The organism is Pseudarthrobacter sp. alpha12b, from assembly GCF_054130495.1.
The window spans coordinates 1,113,357-1,130,575 of sequence record NZ_CP196746.1 but is presented as its reverse complement, the minus strand read 5'-3'; the positions used below and the strand labels follow the sequence as shown (position 1 = coordinate 1,130,575).

At 60.9% G+C, this 17,219-nt stretch carries 18 protein-coding genes and 2 pseudogenes; 13 read left to right on the top strand and 7 right to left on the bottom strand.

Features of this window, described 5'->3' with window-relative positions; translation table 11 throughout:
- Positions 1 to 21: 21 nt before the first annotated feature.
- Both ACTAQI_RS05030 and ACTAQI_RS05025 read left to right on the top strand, forming a co-directional pair.
- Positions 22 to 1,026 carry a quinone oxidoreductase family protein gene (locus ACTAQI_RS05030; RefSeq protein WP_457949977.1) on the top strand — a complete coding sequence of 335 codons (1,005 nt, stop codon included), beginning with the start codon at positions 22 to 24 and terminating at the stop codon, positions 1,024 to 1,026.
- A gap of 67 nt (positions 1,027 to 1,093) precedes the next feature.
- Complete coding sequence (locus tag ACTAQI_RS05025; protein WP_457949976.1) at positions 1,094 to 1,828, top strand: SDR family oxidoreductase; 735 nt, start codon at positions 1,094 to 1,096, stop codon at positions 1,826 to 1,828.
- A 459-nt stretch (positions 1,829 to 2,287) separates the two neighbouring features.
- Here ACTAQI_RS05025 and ACTAQI_RS05020 read toward each other — a convergent pair whose 3' ends face one another.
- A complete protein-coding gene (locus tag ACTAQI_RS05020; RefSeq protein ID WP_457949974.1) occupies positions 2,288 to 2,491 on the bottom strand; it encodes a hypothetical protein in 204 nt (67 codons plus the stop codon).
- 212 nt (positions 2,492 to 2,703) lie between these two features.
- Here ACTAQI_RS05020 and ACTAQI_RS05015 point away from each other — a divergent pair, with 212 nt between their 5' ends.
- Positions 2,704 to 3,528 carry an alpha/beta fold hydrolase gene (locus ACTAQI_RS05015; protein ID WP_457949972.1) on the top strand — a complete coding sequence of 275 codons (825 nt, stop codon included), beginning with the start codon at positions 2,704 to 2,706 and terminating at the stop codon, positions 3,526 to 3,528.
- Between the two features lie 448 nt (positions 3,529 to 3,976).
- On the opposite strand, the gene ACTAQI_RS05010 is transcribed toward ACTAQI_RS05015, so the two are convergent.
- A complete protein-coding gene (locus tag ACTAQI_RS05010) occupies positions 3,977 to 4,135 on the bottom strand; it encodes a hypothetical protein (protein ID WP_457949971.1) in 159 nt (52 codons plus the stop codon).
- 1,258 nt (positions 4,136 to 5,393) lie between these two features.
- On the opposite strand from ACTAQI_RS05010, the gene ACTAQI_RS05005 reads away from it, so the two are divergent.
- Positions 5,394 to 5,771 (top strand): DUF7793 family protein, encoded by a 378-nt coding sequence (locus ACTAQI_RS05005; RefSeq protein WP_457949970.1) that lies wholly within the window; start codon positions 5,394 to 5,396, stop codon positions 5,769 to 5,771.
- Positions 5,772 to 6,355: 584 nt separating this feature from the next.
- A complete protein-coding gene (locus tag ACTAQI_RS05000; RefSeq protein ID WP_457949968.1) occupies positions 6,356 to 6,835 on the top strand; it encodes a hypothetical protein in 480 nt (159 codons plus the stop codon).
- 375 nt (positions 6,836 to 7,210) lie between these two features.
- Here the strand turns inward: ACTAQI_RS05000 and ACTAQI_RS04995 are convergent, their stop codons facing one another.
- Complete coding sequence (locus ACTAQI_RS04995) at positions 7,211 to 7,399, bottom strand: DUF2382 domain-containing protein (protein ID WP_457949966.1); 189 nt, start codon at positions 7,397 to 7,399, stop codon at positions 7,211 to 7,213.
- Complete coding sequence (locus ACTAQI_RS04990; RefSeq protein WP_457949965.1) at positions 7,383 to 7,793, bottom strand: hypothetical protein; 411 nt, start codon at positions 7,791 to 7,793, stop codon at positions 7,383 to 7,385. Before ACTAQI_RS04990 ends, ACTAQI_RS04995 begins: the two co-directional genes overlap by 17 nt.
- Positions 7,794 to 8,033: 240 nt before the next feature.
- Between ACTAQI_RS04990 and ACTAQI_RS04985 the strand changes: the two genes are divergently transcribed.
- The 5 genes and pseudogenes from ACTAQI_RS04985 to ACTAQI_RS04965 all read left to right on the top strand — a co-directional run bounded on the left by ACTAQI_RS04985 (position 8,034) and on the right by ACTAQI_RS04965 (position 10,135).
- A complete protein-coding gene (locus tag ACTAQI_RS04985) occupies positions 8,034 to 8,675 on the top strand; it encodes a TetR/AcrR family transcriptional regulator (protein WP_457950991.1) in 642 nt (213 codons plus the stop codon).
- Positions 8,676 to 8,774: 99 nt separating this feature from the next.
- A complete protein-coding gene (locus tag ACTAQI_RS04980) occupies positions 8,775 to 9,056 on the top strand; it encodes a hypothetical protein (RefSeq protein WP_457949963.1) in 282 nt (93 codons plus the stop codon).
- A 10-nt stretch (positions 9,057 to 9,066) separates the two neighbouring features.
- Positions 9,067 to 9,120: pseudogene (locus ACTAQI_RS04975) on the top strand (pentapeptide repeat-containing protein); the annotation flags it as partial.
- Positions 9,121 to 9,176: 56 nt separating this feature from the next.
- Entirely contained in the window at positions 9,177 to 9,377 is a 201-nt protein-coding gene (locus tag ACTAQI_RS04970) for a hypothetical protein (protein WP_457949961.1), read from the top strand.
- Between the two features lie 311 nt (positions 9,378 to 9,688).
- Positions 9,689 to 10,135: a MarR family winged helix-turn-helix transcriptional regulator gene (locus tag ACTAQI_RS04965; protein ID WP_457949959.1), complete on the top strand. Its 447-nt coding sequence runs from the start codon at positions 9,689 to 9,691 to the stop codon at positions 10,133 to 10,135.
- 719 nt (positions 10,136 to 10,854) lie between these two features.
- On the opposite strand, the gene ACTAQI_RS04960 is transcribed toward ACTAQI_RS04965, so the two are convergent.
- On the bottom strand, positions 10,855 to 11,001 hold the full coding sequence (locus ACTAQI_RS04960) for a hypothetical protein (protein WP_457949957.1): 147 nt from the start codon (positions 10,999 to 11,001) through the stop codon (positions 10,855 to 10,857).
- Positions 11,002 to 11,409: 408 nt separating this feature from the next.
- On the opposite strand from ACTAQI_RS04960, the gene ACTAQI_RS04955 reads away from it, so the two are divergent.
- On the top strand, positions 11,410 to 11,808 hold the full coding sequence (locus ACTAQI_RS04955; RefSeq protein ID WP_457949956.1) for a VOC family protein: 399 nt from the start codon (positions 11,410 to 11,412) through the stop codon (positions 11,806 to 11,808).
- Between the two features lie 117 nt (positions 11,809 to 11,925).
- On the opposite strand, the gene ACTAQI_RS04950 is transcribed toward ACTAQI_RS04955, so the two are convergent.
- On the bottom strand, positions 11,926 to 13,722 hold the full coding sequence (locus ACTAQI_RS04950) for a molybdopterin-dependent oxidoreductase (protein ID WP_457949955.1): 1,797 nt from the start codon (positions 13,720 to 13,722) through the stop codon (positions 11,926 to 11,928).
- Positions 13,723 to 14,526: 804 nt separating this feature from the next.
- Positions 14,527 to 15,249, bottom strand: coding sequence for an FAD-dependent oxidoreductase (locus ACTAQI_RS04945; protein WP_457949953.1), 723 nt, complete (start codon positions 15,247 to 15,249; stop codon positions 14,527 to 14,529).
- Between the two features lie 729 nt (positions 15,250 to 15,978).
- Between ACTAQI_RS04945 and sdhC the strand changes: the two genes are divergently transcribed.
- Both sdhC and ACTAQI_RS04935 read left to right on the top strand, forming a co-directional pair.
- The gene (gene sdhC, locus ACTAQI_RS04940; protein ID WP_457949951.1) at positions 15,979 to 16,359 is read left to right on the top strand and encodes a succinate dehydrogenase, cytochrome b556 subunit; all 381 of its coding nucleotides are present in this window, start codon (positions 15,979 to 15,981) and stop codon (positions 16,357 to 16,359) included.
- A gap of 55 nt (positions 16,360 to 16,414) precedes the next feature.
- A pseudogene (locus ACTAQI_RS04935) lies at positions 16,415 to 17,198 on the top strand (succinate dehydrogenase iron-sulfur subunit).
- The last annotated feature ends 21 nt before the right edge of the window (positions 17,199 to 17,219 follow it).

The following is a 17,219-nucleotide window of genomic DNA, read 5'->3' as shown; positions in this document are numbered from 1 at the left end:
AACACCGATAGAACAACCACAATGAAAAGCATGTCGACCACGGCCTACGGCGGCCCCGAAGTCATTCAGGAAGTCCGCCTTCCCACCCCCGAGCCGGCCGCGGGGGAAATAACCATTGACGTCCAGTACGCAGCCGCCGGCCTCATCGATGCCATCATCCGTCGAGGAACGTTTGCCGACCTCGACTACGTCCCCAAGCCCTCCTACGTACCGGGGCTCGAAGTCACCGGGACGGTCCGCGCCCTCGGGAAAGGTGTCAACGATCTCTCGATCGGTGAGCACGTCGCAACGGTGACCCTTCCGAACAGCGGAGGATACGCAGAAGTTGTAGCCGCCCCGGTCGCGCTGGTCGTCTCACTCGAAGGATCCGGCGCTGATCCGGTCCAGGTCGTCGCGGGACTTGGCAACGCCGCGACCGCCTATATGGCACTGACCGAGCTCGGCAACATCCGTGCCGGATCCCGCGTGCTGGTCCACGGCGTCATTGGCGGCCTCGCCTCCGCGTTTCCCGCCGTCGCCCGAATGCTCGGAGCCAGCCGGGTAATTGGTACCGTCCGCACCAGGGACAAGGCTAAAGCTGCTATGCCTCTCGGGCTGGACCGTGTCATTGTCTCCGACGAATTTCCCGATGCCCTCCACTACGAAACATTCGATCTCGTTATCGACCCCGTAGGAGGAGAGCAGCGCCTCGCCACGCTGGACGTCATGGCACAGCATGCACGCATGCTTGTCGTCGGCAGCGCCGCACAGGACGCGGGCACCATGGTCGACACCAACAGGATCTGGCGCAGCAACATCGGCATCCTGGGCTTCAGCGCCGGGCTGGCGCTCTCCGAAAGCCCCGAACGCGGGGCAGCCGCCGGACGTGCTGTCCTGCCTCTCATCGCAAGCGGTCAGCTGGCCCTCCCGGTGAGCGTGCTCCCGTTGGAAGAAGCTGCCGAAGCACACGCACAAATGGAAGCCCGGACCGTCACGGGCAGGCTGATTCTTGCCGTAAGCAGCCATCAACCCATTGGGAAGTACTGACAAGGTGCGGCACTCCCAGGCAGACCTGTCCTTTTCCGCGCATCCTCAAGTGAATGAGTATCAAAACATGAACCATCAAAACCAAAAGAACATCATCGTCACAGGTGCCAGCAGTGGCATCGGGGCAGCCACTGCACGCGCGCTGGCGGCCCAGGGCCACAGGGTAGTCCTCGGCGCGCGGCGTGAGGATTCACTGCGGACCCTCGTGGCTGACATCCAGCGCGATGGAGGCCAGGCAGAGTACCGCCGGCTCGACGTGACAGACCTTGCCGACTTCAAGGATTTCGTGAAAGCCGCCGAAGAGCGCTTTGGTCCGGTCGACGTTCTCGTGAACAACGCCGGCGTCATGCCGTTGTCCCCCGTGCATGATCTGCGCATCGAAGAGTGGAACTCCATGATCGATGTAAATCTGCGCGGCGTACTTCACGGTGTGGCAAGTGCTTTACCCGGCATGCGCTCCCGGCGCACGGGCCACATCATCAATGTCGCCTCAGTCGCTGGGCTGCGCGTTGACCCGACCGCAGCAATCTACTGCGCCACAAAATACGCCGTCCGGGCCTTCTCTGAAGGGCTCCGCCAGGAGAACAGCGACGTGCGCGTAACCGTGGTTTCGCCCGGCTTCACGCTGACTGAACTAACGGACCGGGGCGGCAATCCCGAAGTCCGAGCGGCTGCCCACGCCGCAGCCGAACAGTTCGGGATTCCCGCTACTGCTGTGGCCGACGTTATCGCCTTTGCCGTCGCGCAGCCAGCAAATGTCGACATCAATGAGCTCGTCGTCCGGCCGACCCTGCAGCAGTAGCCCCAGTCCCCGACATTTCGGGGGCGAGACAGCAATAACTCGAGTTGACTGCTGGTGGGCCTGGTAATGGCAGGCCCACCAGCCACTTCTGAAACCAGGGTACGGATATGGCCAAGACCAACGCAGTGGGCGATTTCCTCCGGACCAGCAGAAGGCGTGCCAGCCTGGCCGCCCCAGGATTTCCTTTAGCCGGGTCGCCCCGGGCACGGGACTGCGCAGGGAGGAAGTACGTCCCTCGGGGGCCAGCGCGACTACTACGCCAGAATCGAACAAGGCCGCGAACGAAAACGAGCTTTTACGCCGCCACTTACAGGCCCCTCGCACTGAAGCACATGGATGAAGCAATCACGATCGACAGCTGCCGGCGAAAGTGTGGACATTGTCCACGCCCCCATTTGCCCGTGAAATGGGTCCCACCCACACGCCGGGCCGGCGTGGCCGCCCGGTATGCCTAGCGGGTTAAGTGGCTGGTGTCGCAACGTCCTCCAGCACTGACCTGTCGAAGAAACGAATCTCGCCCGTTGCCTCGAAGAACACCGGAACTACTGATGTACTCAAGTCTTTGGACGTTTCGTAGATTTCAGCCGCACCCCCGTGCTTCCTGGCAATTGTTCCAACCAGCTCGGTACCGCGAACCCGAACAGTTCGATATTTGTAGCTCATCGTGACTCCTTCGTCGGATAGCGCACACCCTACCCCCGGAAGTGCCGATTCGGGAGGTTGGCTCCTATGGCGCCAACACCGTTGGCGGCGGCTTCGGATTCGGACTCGACGTCACCCTGAAGGTCATAGAGGGAGGATCCCTAGGATTCTCTGTTTCCCGTGGATAGTCTGAAACAGGACGCCACACAACGTTAGAGGGGGTCATTAAGAACGTGATCGAAGCAGCCGCGGCGGTCACCGGCCGGAACAACGTCACCATAATCGGCCGGTATGACCGGCCTGTGATGATGTTTGCCCACGGTTTCGGCTGCGATCAGGCCATGTGGCGGAAGCTGCTGCCCTACTTCGAAAATGATTACCGGCTGGTCCTTTTTGACCATGTCGGTGCCGGACACTCCGACATCAGCGCTTACGACTGGGAGAAGTACGGGACCCTGGACGGGTACGCATCGGACCTGCTGGAGATTTGCGCAGCTCTCGAACTTGAGGACGTCATCCTGGTGGGCCACAGTGTCAGCACGATGATCGCCGTGATCGCTGCAGTGCGGGACCCCGGCCGTTTCTCCCAGCTTGTCCTGCTTGCTCCTTCACCCCGGCATACGGATGACCCGTACGACGGCTACGTGGGCGGGTTTTCGCGGGAAGACATCGAGGGCATGCTGGCGTCCCTGGACAGCAACTATTTCGCCTGGGCCGCGGCCTTGGCGCCCATGGTCATGGGCAACCCGCAGGAGCCGGAATTAGCGGAGGACCTGCGCGTCAGCTTCTGCCGGACAAATCCGTCCATCGCACGGCACTTCGCCGGAGTAACCTTCTTTTCCGACACCCGACCTGAACTGAAAAAGTTGCACACCAACTGCCTGATTCTGCAGTGCTCCAACGATCGGCTTGCCCCGCCGGAAGTGGGCACTTACCTGCACACGAATCTGGAACACAGCACCCTAGTGCAGCTTCAGGCCACGGGGCACTGCCCCCACGTCAGCGCCCCGGAGGAAACGGCCCGAGCGATTCTGCACTACCTCGACAACCGCTCGTGACAAGCACTGCCAGCCCCTCCCCCGCTCGACCTTAAGCCATCTGTCATCAAGCACCCTGCGGGTGCCTGATGACAGATGATGATGGCCATCACCGCGGTCCTAGGTTGGCGGAATCCCAGCAGCGCTCCAAAATGCGCCACGGCCGCAAGCACCGGGCACGTCGCCTCCAGCCGGCGCAGTATTAGAACGTTCAACGAGTTCTCAGTAGGGCCCATTCCCCAAAGCTCTCGCCGCCTGATACGCAAGCTGCCAGACGGTTGTCGATCACTGCAACTAAAGGCCTGGCTTGTTGATGGACTTGTCCACCGAAAAGCTTACGGTCCGTCCGGGTGCTAATTCGCCAGTAGGCAGGTCAAGCTTCGTACCAGGTTCCGCCTGTGCCGTGGTCGGGCGATTCGCTGCTGGCAGATCAGTGATGCTGAATCGGAACGACATTTGGGGCTCAGTGTCACCGGGGGATACCTTCGGCATCGGCAGTGAACGTGCCCTGTGCACCCTCGATCTTGAGTTCGCCGGGTATCAACCGCAATTTGCTTCCCACCGGGATCGGCTCGTTTGCCGCGAGTGACGGGTTGTAAAGCAGGATCTGTTCGGTAGTGGAACGCAATCGGTATTCGAGGCTATCGAACGAGTCACCGTAATATGCGGCTTGGCCGAACGAGTTAGTGACTGTTTCCCCCTTGCCCGCCCGGCTGTCCACCGGGTTCTTATGAGGCTGGATTAAGTGTCCGGCTTGGATGAAGTAGGTGCCGCCCTTTCACGTACGTGAAGGGGACTTTCTTTGCCTCTGCCGGCTGCTTTTTGGTGCGGTTGAATCGGTAGGTGATACCGCTAAGGGTGTCCCCAGATTCGACTACGTAACGTGTGGGGATCCCGTTTGCGTCGGTTGTGGCGCCCCCCCCTTGGCGCCACTCGTCGGTCCGCCCGGAATCAGCCGGAGCGTTGTGCTGAGGTCAAAGGCGCCCTTGGCTGGAGTCCGTTGAATTGGGCGACCTTCGCTTCGGAACCTTCGTATCTGGCAGCTACGTAGGCCGGAGTATCGCCCGAGACTGTGGAGTGGAAGTCAACGTTCCCGAAAGAAACGGGTTCCTGCTCCTGACCTCGAATAGCGAGCCGGCACCCGTATCACGATGTTTCGGGTTGCGAATGACCAGTGATGCAGTGAATAGACAGCCCGGCCTTCACGGTCGAGTGGACAATGTCCACCCGACAAAACATTGCGTCGAGGCAAATGCCAACGGGCTCCTCCATTTGAAGCTTGAGGCGCTGGTGGAAGTACTGACTCGAGATGCCCGCGCGGTGCCGCCGGGACAGTTTTCTGGTGAGACGCGTTTCCGAGACGCAGGGACCCCTGCTCTTCCGCCTACCCTGCCGAAACCCCGCACTCTAAAATGCTGTTTTGAAAAGCTTGTTGTTTCCAAGACGCAGGCAGCCGAACTAAGAATTGTGTTTGCTTCCGCGCCTCGCCCTAATCGGCTCCGGCCGACGTGCGCTCACCTGTCTCATAACTAGGGATGAGTGCTCGATTTTTGCCAAGAGGTTATGAGACATAGTTACGAGAATCGCCCTTGCCAGCGCCCGTCCAAGATTCCGCAGAAAATCTGTGACTGTGCACGTCAGACGACTATTCGCTCGTTGAGACGTCTCGTTTCCCAAGGGTTTTGAGACGATCGCGGTGTAGACGGACCACTGCCTGTCCTGGCGCCGCATCAAAAATTTTGATTCCGTATCGGATTCGCTGGTTGATGCCCCGACACTTTATCGAGGCCGCTGCAGGTTCGTGATTCAGCTGGTGCCCTTCCTAGGACGGGCAGCGGATCATCGATTACATTGGATGAGACTGCAGAGAGCTGGGGGGCAGAATTGTGGTGTCTTTTGAATCGGACAAAGTTGAACTTGATGTGGATAAGGACGGCATAATCCACCTGAGATGGTCGCCACACTCCACCGTTGGGTCTGCTGATGCTGAGGCAGCGATGCGCATGGTCAACGAGTTATGCGGATCAGCTACACGCCCAATGCTTGTCGACATGACTACCACCACGAAAGTCACCCGAGGAGCCCACGAAGTTTTCTCACGCCCCTGTCAAGCATCACCCATTGCGTTAATGGGCGCGTCCCCCGTCGATCAAGTTGTAGCCAACTTCGTCCTGGCCAGGAGCAAAACCCGGCCCAAACGCTTCTTCACTTCACGGGAAGAGGCAATGTTTTGGTTGAAGAAAAGCACATCAGCCCAATCCTGACGCCAAACCGGCGATGACTGATGCAGAAACTTTCCGCGGCCTCCTTGAAGCCCAGCGCCGCACTTTGTCTGATGAGCGAGCGGCGGACCCCTAGTCGAGTTGCTAGGGGGTCGGCCGTTGGTGTTGTCGATTTGAAGAAGCATCGGGCATCTATCCAACGTCATACTCTGCGGCATCCTCCCCGAAAGACAGGCCAGGGTCAGTCGTTATTGCAATGCCGATCAACGTCAGTAGCAAGACGATTTGTGTAGTGAGCGGCACCTGCTCGGCCGAGCAGGCACCCTAAAGGTAGGACCAAGATCGCGGGTGCCCGCTGAAAAGATCCTTCAGCGAGCGTCTCGGACCGCGGCAGATCCCGCGGCGTCCGGATTCGGAGTGCACCCTTAGAGAGCAATTCGGATTCGCCCTATCTGTGGGAAAAGTGTGTCCAGCGGGTCTGGCTGGCTGCCGATCACTCTGTCTGAGCCGTTTATCGAACTCACGGATCGGCGCCTAGTTAGGTCGGTTTCTGCAGCTCCAAAGGCCCTTTCCACACTGTCGCGGCGCGCCTAAGCTGCCCCCACCACCACCCATAGGAGGCATCAATGCGGACAGCAAAAACACCGACGGAAACTGAGCAGGTTCATCGTCTTTCCGAGAACCTCATGTCGCAGCTGGCCAAGGGCGGGGAATGGGCCACCCCCGGAGTCCAGACAGCCCTCCAGAGAGCGGTAGCCGGGCTGGACACGGGCATCGAAACAGCATCCCCGCGGCTCCAGGCGCTGTTGCGGCGGCTGGCAGACGAACTGGCCGGCGGCGTGGAAACCATCACTCCCAGGGTCCATGAACAACTGATGCGAGTCGGGCCAAGACCTGCTGCCCCGGCCCCGATCCAGGCCAAGAAATCCCCGTCCCGGACCTGGTGGCTGATCACAGGAATCGCCGCCGCGGGAGCAGGGGCAGCCGTATGGCGGTCCATGAAAGCTTCCAAGCCCCAACCATCACCATGGGTCAACACCGAGGAACTGAAAGCCAAGCGCACTGATCCCAACGTCGACGCAGACCTGGCTCCCGGCCGGATGTAGAAGCGTGTTCCGGGGGAGCCGGCAAAGGGATCCGGACGCTCTCACGGCGCCCAGCCAACCAGCATCAGACCCACAACTTCACAGGATTATCGGCGATCCCAGAGGGCCTGACGCGGTCGCCTCCAGCCTGTCCAATGAAGAACTGGCACGGCTGCTGGAGGCTCTTTACCGAAACCTTGATACCCCCGTGCCTGAGCTGGGGACTGTCTATTGGTACGAAGCATTCCTTGAGGAGAGTCTGCGCAGGCATGGGCCGGAACGAACGCGATCGGATGAGGAGTCATCTCGCACATGAAACGCCCCCGGAAGGAGAAGTTCACTTCCGGGGGCTCCGTTCACACCGTCGCGGCAGGCAGGTTAGCCCGCTTCCTGTTGCTAACGGCGGGTGTCATCGATGCCGTTCGTATCGATGTGTTCCTTGCGAACTTCTTCGCTGACAGTTTCCTCGTCGCGGACAACGTCAGTGTCCAGCCGAACGCGCTCGACGGGGACGCCCGCACTCCAGACCCTGCACGGCTGTCCTGCGCTGCGGCTGGTCAGTATGCGGTCAGTAAAGGAAGACATCCACCACGAGTGCCGCGATGGAACCGAGCCCGGCGAGGAGGACGAGCCGCCGGGCCGGTCCTGACCGCTGTGGACCCACCCCCACAATCAGCGCCAGTGCAGCGAAAGCGAATACACCAGAACCCGTGTCCTGCCAGCTGACCGGGAATACCGGAAGGGGCGCGTCGACGAAGAACTGCGGGGCGTTTACCGCGTGCAGGATCGCATTCCAAGCGAAGGGGCCAGCAAAGGCTCCAACAGCCACCGCGACCAGCGTTCCCGGGTGCCTTTCACGGGCCACGAGAAACGCCAGGACCAGTCCAGCTAGCGCTGAGAGCGCCGAGCCATAAGCGATCGTCGTCCACGCCAGCACTGATGCCTCCTCAGAAAGATCGGACTGGGTGAAGTGTCTCATAACTCGCCTCTCGGGAATCCCTAGGGTTTTGAGACGAGTTCGAGCCGGCGACCGCGGAGACTGCCTGCTGGGCCCGTGCCGGGCTCGGCCTAGTGGACCCCTCCGCGCCAGGCGCCAGTTTCTACCGGTGCGGCTCCTCGCAGAAACGGTCTTCTGATGGTCGGGATTAGCCGCGTGCCTAGCGCAAAGCTTCGAGCATACTGACTGGTCTGTCTGCTTTTCGTGTAGTGTCTGCTCGTGATGGCCCACACATATGCCTTGCCGCCCACCAGCGACGCTGCCGCCTCTGCTCCCCCACGCCTGGCCTCGGTTGGCGCCAGGGAGCGCATCGTGGATGCCGCCTACGAGCTGTTCCTGCACCGGGGTATCCGCGATGTCGGTATCAATGAGTTGATTTCACGGGCCGGGGTCGCTAAAGCAACCTTCTACGCGCACTTCACTTCAAAGGATGAGCTGGTCCTTGCCTACTTGGAGCGCTGCCACCAGGACATGACGGTTGAGGCGATCATCGCGGACACCGGAAGGCGGACCGAGAACCCCACCGGCCGGTTGTTGGCTATTTTTGATGTCCTGGACGGGTGGTTCCGCCAGGATGACTTTCAGGCCTGCGCCTTCGTCAGCACCATGCTGGAAATGGGTCCCGCCCATCCCCTGGGAATTGCGTCAATCGATTATCTGGCGCAGGTCCGGGCCTTCATACGGGCTCTGGCCGTGGAAGCCGGCCTTGAACAACCCGACGTTTTTGCCCGCTCCTGCCACATTTTGACAAAGGGTTCGATCATTTCAGCGGTCGAGGGAGACCGGGAGGCAGCCGTATTCGCCAAACGGATGGCCGCGTCCCTCATCCGCGACCACGGAGGTGAGGCCACCATGGCCCCCTGACGCTTCATCACCCGCGCACATTGCTCTCCGTTCTTATGGCGGTTCAAAGATGCTGCCGCCCCCTTATCCACGATTTCGTACAAGGAACAGGAGCTAGAGATGGAAACCCCGGACTACACCCGTTTTGTTCAGGAATGCATTGCCGCCGATGCGGTCAATGACCATGTACTCACGGAAGACCAGATGTACGGCGTGTATCTGAGCTGGTGTGCACTGCAAGAACAAACCCCCGGGCCCTGCGAGTCGTTTTGGGCAGCGATGTCCCAGCAAGGCATCCACGAACTACGCGCGAACGACCACCGCAGTATACGGCCGGGACTTCGAATGACCGGTCCGGCCGCTCTGGACTACATCCTCGCCAGCCAACCAAGCCTGGTCTGACTAAAACCTCTGCCAACTCAGGAGCGCGAACCTGACGGGCTCGAACCTGAGCGGAGCCGACTAAAATACTCTTGTTGCGGGTGTCCGATGAGCTGGAGTGCCGCTAGTGAAGGGACACCTATGTCAGACAATCTGCGGATCACCCCGGCCGACCCGTTCCCCGAGGATCTGGAAACACTGAAAGACGAGAAGCTGCAGGTTCTCGACAGCCAGGTCCAACGCCAACTGGACCATGAAATCGTGACCGATGGTGAGTCTCACCCGGAGACCGAGTTCCCCCATCACGAGCTTGATACGGAGTTCGAGCAGCGCGAAAACTAAACTGCTGCTCGTGGCCTCCGAAGTACCGCGTCAATGCTTCGGTCCCTCCCAGGGGCCTTCATAGCTGTCGAGCAGTGGGCGCTTCGCCTCAAAGGGGCCCCGCCGCCGAGCTGCTGCAGCGACAGGACCTAAGGCATTGCCTTTGAATCGCCGCACTCTGCTACACGACCGCCTCAGTGTCGCTTCTGCTCCCCCACATCTCCAAACCGGTTTCAGGAACGGTCCCTGCGCAGGCTCCGCGCTCAGTGCTTCCACTTCACCCTTGAAACCACGTCCAGGCCGCGTGTAGGCCGAGGGTCTATACTCCGCTAATGCCCGACATGAATTCCTGGCCCACCGGCCGCCTCCTATCAACCGCGGCCAGGCTCGTCGAACATTCCTGGAACGAGAAGCTGGCAGATGCCGGGCTCACCCACGCCGGAGTGATAGCCCTCGATGTTCTATCCAGAGCCGAGGAGCCGATGAGCCAGGCGAAAATTGCCCAAAGGGTCCGTGTGCAGAACCAGACAATGGGCAAGACCTTGTCCCGCCTGGAGGCATGGGCCTACATCCGCCGACAGCCCAGCCCTTCTGACCGCAGAAGCCAGGTCGTCTCCATCACCGACCTTGGCGCCCGGGTGATCAACGAAGCCCGGGAAGTGGACCGCACAGTACTGATACGTGCATCAGGGGACGGGGACAAGCTCCGCAAGGAGCTGCAAAGCATCGTTCGCCTGCTCGCCTCCCATGCCAGGGAAATCAAACCCGAGAACCCATAACTCCGCGCCCCCCTAAAGCGGATCACTGTCCCCGGCATCGATCGGGCTTGCCTCATAACTCAGGTGCCTCAAATCCCTAGGGATACGAGACAACCGGGTAGCAGGCCGGAGCTGGCCTGACTGCCTCCCTCTTACACCCGCGCGGAGGGGCATCCCGAGGCGAGGCTCTGGAGGCGCTGAAGCACCGCCGTTCATCGGCGCAAACCACCCCAAATCGCAGTCACGTTGTGCGCCGGCAGTGTCGTTTCGTGCGCTCACGAGGCAGGCACGCTGCCTGGTGTCGCAACTGGGGCGCGCTTTACTCTGGCTGAGGACACCAACGGTGAGCAGCGCTTTGGCAAATCTCCGGCAGGCTATGCGTCATAACGGGAGTCCGGGCATCCGGGGGTCAGGCACTCTAGCAACGCCAGTTTCCATTTCTCAGCTGACCCAGGTGCGGATTCGTCGTAGACGCGCTGCCACGTTGGGTATGCCGTTTCGCTACAGAACGGACAAACGGCGGTGTAGCTGTGCCTTTCTTCCGCCGTGAATTCCCGGTCATCCTCCATTTGTCCATGCTAGACCGATGCAGCAGGAAGCTGGCCAGGAGTTCCTTGGCTAATAAAGGGATTAGTCCAGATTGCTGGGCTACCCAGTGGCAGCTACTTCACACCAATGACAGCCGTGGGCTTAGCGAGTCCATGTGCTATCCAAATTATGGTAATGACAACAAAGGGTTTTTAACCAACGGTGTAGATGTTGACATAGGCGTGGGTGACGTTGGTTCCGTCCACCATGCCTGTCCATACAGTGGACTCATATCCCGTTGATCCGATGTGCAGGAGTCCGTCGTCTCCGGACCTGGGGCGTCTTGCGTCTGGAACCACGTCATCATCCACTGAGTACGAGCGCCCCGGGGTGGACGCGCCCCGCTGCCGCACACACAGGACGCGCTTACTCAGCTGGCCGGAGCGGCCGTGAAGTGATCCCGGAAGAATCCGGCAGCGCTCCTTTGCCGCGTAACCCTGGCGGCGATGACTCCGTTCCGGCACGGTGGACTGTTTCTGAGCAGTCGGGAAGCCGCCGCGGTGGTGGCGACCAGAGGTCCCCTTTACGCCCTCTGCTCCGGCCGATAGCCTGACAACGGTCCGTCGCGGTGTCGCGGCAGGTCGTCTGGGCCGAGAGATTGGTTTTCTGCAATGGGATTTGAGGAATCAGAACAACCGGAAGCGCCGAAGAGCAGTGCTTCGAAAGGCCGCGAAACCACGGGAAGCGAGGGGCATCAGGCGCTGCACTTGGCCTCAGCCGTGATGTTCGTGAGCGACCTTGACCGTTCCGTCGCCTTTTACCAGGAGTTCCTGGGATGGAACGTGACCATCCATGACGAATCCGCGGCCTTGCTGGTCGGCCCCGTCGGATACCAGCTGTACCTGCGCAGTATGGGAGAGAAGGCGCAACACCCCCTGGGCAGCATTGGCATTCAATACCTCATATGGACCGCCCGGGACGATGCGGACCTGGACCGGTGCGAGCAGATGTTGCGGAAACACTCTTCCCAGGTCACCAGGCGGACAGTGGAGGGTTTCAGCCTGGTCGAGGGCCAGGGCCCTGACAGCGTGCCGGTCATGGTGGCCTATCCGGGACCGGCACAGGCACCCCGGCACGAAATCCTGCAGAGGATCTACCAATGGTAAAAGGCGAACAACTGCCAAATTCGACGAGCGCTACGGGCCGGGCTTAAAACCCGGCCCAGGGCGCTGATCCTCGTGGCAGACACTGGGGTTCCGTTTGGCATGCCGGGTGTGGGGGTGCTAGATGGATTGGCGGTAGCCGAAGAATTCGTGGTCGTTGTTGTATCCGCCTTCGCCGCCGCCGATGTGGGAGAAGTCTTTGACGAATTCGATGCCTTTGATCCATTTGACGAGTTTGAAGCCGAGCTGGACCTCGTTGCGCAGGCGCAGCGGCGCGCCGTGTCCGTAGGTCAGCGGTGCGTTGTTCATGTCGTACGCGAGCATGGTGAGCTGGTAGCTCATCTGTTCGATCGGCTGCGCGTCATAGTAGATGCCGCCGTCGGGTCCTTCTGCGAAGGAGTAGAAGATCACCCACTTGGCCTCGGGGTCCGGCTGCACCAGGTCGATGATGGTTTGCATGGAGACGCCGCCCCACTTGGCCACGCCGGACCAGCCCTGGATGCAGAAGTGCTGGGTGATCTGCTCGTGGTACGCCAGGCTGTGAAGCTGGGCCAGGTCAAGTTCCACAGGGTTCTTCACAAGGCCGGAGATCGGGAGTCGGTAGTCGGCGAAGCCTGTGGCCAGGAGCGCTTTGTATTCCCTGGATTCGGGATACTTGCCGTTGTGCCACATATACGGGGAGATGTCTTTGTCGGTGTACCTGCCGGGTTTTGAGTCGAGGTGCTCGAACAAACGTTGCGCCGGGCCAATGAGGGCAAACCCGATCCGCTGGACCATACGCGGATGCCGGTAGGTGAGCGGGGTGACGCCCACCCAGATCACGATCATTACGGCCAGGGAGGCGGCGAAGATCCAGAACCCGTACCAGTCGCCGGAATTGCGGCCTGCATACATGTAGTTGAAGTTCCGCAAGGCATCGGTCGCGACCACGAGGGAGACGTGGATCACGATGAACAACAGGAACCAGACCAGGACCAGGAAATGCAGGGACCGGGCAGCCTGGATGCTGAGGACCCTGCTGATCCACCGGAATTTTGTGGACAGGGCCGGGGACATGCCCAACCCGGTGATGAATGCCAGGGGTGCGGCGATGAAGACCGTGATGAAGTAGGCCAGGACCTGGAGACTGTTGTAGGCGACCCAGCTGTTGTCGGTTGGCCAGTCCAGGGAGGCGTACTGAATGGACATCGAGAGGGCATTGGGGATGACGTCCCAACTGGTGGGCACCAGACGGAGCCACTGACCCGTGGTGAAGATCAGTATGTAAAAGATCAGGCCGTTGAGCAGCCAGAGCGTGTCCATACCCAGGTGCCACCACCGGGCCAGCCCGATCGAGTGCCGCCGGCCCGGCAGACCCACGCCGTCAGGGAGGGTGATCGAGTCCTGCTTTGCCGTGTACAGCGGGTCCGGGGGCACCGGTTTCTGGATCCGGAACCACTCCTTGCCCGGGGTTGAATGCCGGGTCCAGTACAGTCTGGGATGATCGGCAAGGATGGTTACCCCGGAACGGATGATGGGGATCAGGAGCAGCATGTTGAAGAAATGCTGCCACCCGATCCAGGCCGGGAACCCCGCCCGACCTTCGGCCCCGGCCGGGATAACACGGCCTGGATATTCCCTGATGAACTCCGCCACGCTGGGGGCACCACGCAGTCCCCTCGCAACCGCCACGGCAGTCAGCAGCAAAACGAAGCCGATCGGCAGCAGCCACAGCAGGTTGAACCATTTGCTGCTCCCTATGCGCATCCGCGGCGCTACCCCGTACTGCGCAGGGACAGACCCTGCCCAGGAATCATCGACGACGGTGGTCGCTTTGGTTGAGAGTTCCTCCCGGAAGCTGGCAGGCGTTCTCCGGCCCGCGGCGGAAACAGCCGGCCCGGAAGCGTCCGGGCAGTCCTGATTATCCTCACGTGCCACGATGTGCCTCTAACCGTTGATTCTCCGTGCAGATTCCGGGAGGAGTGTTACCCGTCCCCAGATTACGCTTTAACCACCGACAGGCGATGGAAGATCCGGTATGACGCACGCCCCGCTCAGGGGACGGGCTGCCAGAGAGACACGCAACGGCAGAACATCTGACCGTCCCCCTCCAACCCCAATGCGGGATGGGCCCGGTGGGCCTGTTGCCTCATAGCAACCTCGGCAGGACTGATTCGTTGCATCAGTTGAACATCTCCGGGAAGGCTGGCCGGTCATTCTTGGCCCGGTTGACGGGCCGATGGGCGCGGACCCTGGTCCCAGATCAGCGATCTCCGCAACGCAGCCGGCAGTAGAGCCATCGCCCTGATGAGTTCCTCGCCGAAGCCCCGGCCGGTGGTTCCCAAGCATATGCACCAGGAGTTTCCGGGGGCTTCTCTCGACCAACGTGGCGATCGCGGGCCGGCTCTGCGGGAGCCATTCGACGGGTCCGCCGAAAGGCACCCCACCGCCCCGGCGGGATTGGGGCTCAGGACGTGAACTGGGCCGTCGACAGCGTCGAAGCACTGGATCGTAGTGTGCATTTACTCAAGGAACGCGGCTTAGTGCACCTATGTACATTTCGTATACATTTCGCCGCGGAGTGACCTTCGTTGAGGGCGGACCCTGATGATGGCCTCCGCGCCGGGATTGGGGTCCCAGCCGGTTGCAGCAGCACGTTCCGCTCTGGACGCGCGCCCGGCAGCTGATGGCGCCCCGCAGTCGAGAGGCCTCCGCAGTCGAGGGGCCCGGACAGTTTACATTTCAGTATCCGGTGAACTCCTCCGTGCGGATGTCGTCGTCGTCCACGCCCGCACCGTTGAGGAGGCTGCGCATCGCGCTGACCAGGCCGGCAGGCCCGCAAAGGTAGTAGACAGGGGTGCTGAGATCCCCGACGTATCTGGTGATCATGTCCTGGTCGATGAACCCGGTTTCTCCGTCCCAGGGCTGTTGCGAGTTTTCGGGTTCGGTCATGGTGGCAACGAAGGTGACGTTGGCACTGGACTCCTCCAGGTGTCTCAGCTCGTCCAGGAAGGCGGCGTCCGCGGGCCGCTTATTGGAGGAAAACACAAAGATCGTGTGCCCTGTCCGGTCATGGACCGACTGCAGGACCATGCTGCGCACCGGCGTGATTCCGATCCCGCCGGTGAGGAAAACCGCGGGCCTGGCGGCCCTGTTGTGCAAGGTAAACGATCCATAGGGAGCATCCAGCTCCAGCTCGGTCCCGACGGGCATGTCCTTGAGAACCCGCTTGAACGCGGTGTCACGCATCCGCGTCGTGCACATCAGGTTGGGCTCATAGGGGGCGCTGGAAAGGGAGAATCCGCGGGTATTTCCCTCCTTATCGGTCTCCGGAGGGTCAATCAGCGTGTAATCAGCAAACTGCCCGGCCTTGTAGCTGAATCCAGCAGGCTTCTCGAACTCGAAGGACATGGTCTGTTCGGCTACTTCTGCCTTCTTGACCAACTTCGTGATTGGAAGTGACATGGTGGAACCTCTTCTTATCGATTGCGTCCGACGAATGTGACGGCCCCCGACGGCAGCTTGTTGCTTTGCCCATCATGCTCCCATTCAACAGCGCGCTGCCGAAGCCCGCATCAGAAATGTCGAACTCTGCCTCTCTGGATATTATTCTGATCAAAGATGTGTCGGAGAGGCCACGCACACGCCCGTGCCAGAAGCCGTCCGTAACGTGGCCGACCACGAGGCTCCTCCGTTTACCCCCGTCACAAGACTCACGCAAGCCGGACACGACGTCCCAAGTGACGCCATCATTTTGCAAAAGACCAAGACTGCAGGTGTCCCGCAGACAGTGTCCGTGCCGCCGGGCACAGCCCGGGCTGGAGTCAGTGTGCTCCCCCGACGTCTGGGCTCGCATTGTGGCTGGCGGCCACACTGCGCAACGATGCCGCAGCGTCGTTCTGCGGTGGTGGCGTGGTCGCGCCTCGATCCGCGAGTGCTTTCTTCTTCGTCACGGCCTGCCGCTGGGCCTTTGTTAGCTTCACGAAAAGGGGCATCGCTGGCAACCGCTGCCAACACCGTCAACCATCGCAGAGGGAAGGCTTTCAACTGAGGCAACTTATCCGGGTGCACGGAGGTTTCTGCGAGTCTCGTCAAAGGGTTGACCTTTGCCTACGCGGTCGTAGACTCACAGGTGAGGCCGCCGTTAGACCAGGTGCGTCCCTGGAAGGCGGCTCCCGGAGCGAGGAGGGCGCGGTGTCAAAGACCGCATCTTGGACTCTATACCGCGGGCAACAGGGACAGTGGGCATGGGTTGCCCACCGCATTACCGGCGTGGCTATTTTCTTTTTTCTCCTCGTGCATGTTCTGGATACGTCCATGGTCCGGGTATCGCCGGAGGCCTATAACGCCGTCATAGGCACGTACAAGAACCCGGTGATGGGCATAGGGGAGGCCGGCCTGGTTGCGGCCGTGGTGCTCCATGCGTTCGGCGGTGTGCGGATTATTCTCATCGATTTCTGGAAGAAAGGCCCCAAGTATCATCTCCAAATGCTTTGGGGTGTCCTCGGACTATGGGCAGTGGTGATGATCCCCTTCCTTTTCATCCATCTTTCCCATGTTTTTGGCGGCCACTAATAATGTCCGCCATCATGGAAGCCCGGAACGGCGCCAACAGGGAGCGTAAGAGTCCATGGGCAGCCCGCAGACCACCGAACCCGCCTCAAAAATAGATCTACCGCAGTCTGTTGGAGGCGGCGAGATCCCCACCTTCGAAATCACTCTGCGGATCCGCCGCTACAACCCGGAAGTCTCCGACGAGGCCCGCTGGGAAGACTACCCGCTGACCATGCACGGCACGGACCGGGTCCTGGATGCGCTGCACAAGATCAAATGGGAAATCGACGGCTCGCTGTCCTTCCGCCGTTCCTGCGCCCACGGGGTGTGCGGTTCCGACGCCATGCGGATCAACGGCCGAAACCGGCTGGCCTGCAAGGTTTTGCTCAAAGACCTCAACCTGGACAAGCCGGTGACCGTTGAGGCCATCAAGGGCCTGCCGGTGGAGAAGGACTTGATTGTGGACATGGAACCCGTTCTTCCAGTCCTACCGTGAGATCATGCCGTACTTCATCGGCGCCGGCCACGAGCCGACGAGGGAGCGGCTGCAGTCCCCCGAAGAGCGTGAACGTTTCGATGACACCACCAAGTGCATTCTGTGCGCCGCCTGCACGGGCGCCTGCCCCGTCTTCTGGACCGACGGACAATACTTCGGTCCAGCGGCGATCGTGAACGCCCACCGCTTCATCTTCGACTCCCGCGACGACGCCGGCGACCTGCGCCTTCAGATCCTTAACGACAAGGAAGGTGTCTGGCGGTGCCGCACCATTTTCAATTGCACGGAGGCTTGCCCGCGTGGCATCAAGGTCACGCAGGCCATCGCAGAGGTCAAACAGGCCATCCTCTCCCGCAGCGTATAACGCTCTGCGCCGGCGCGCACC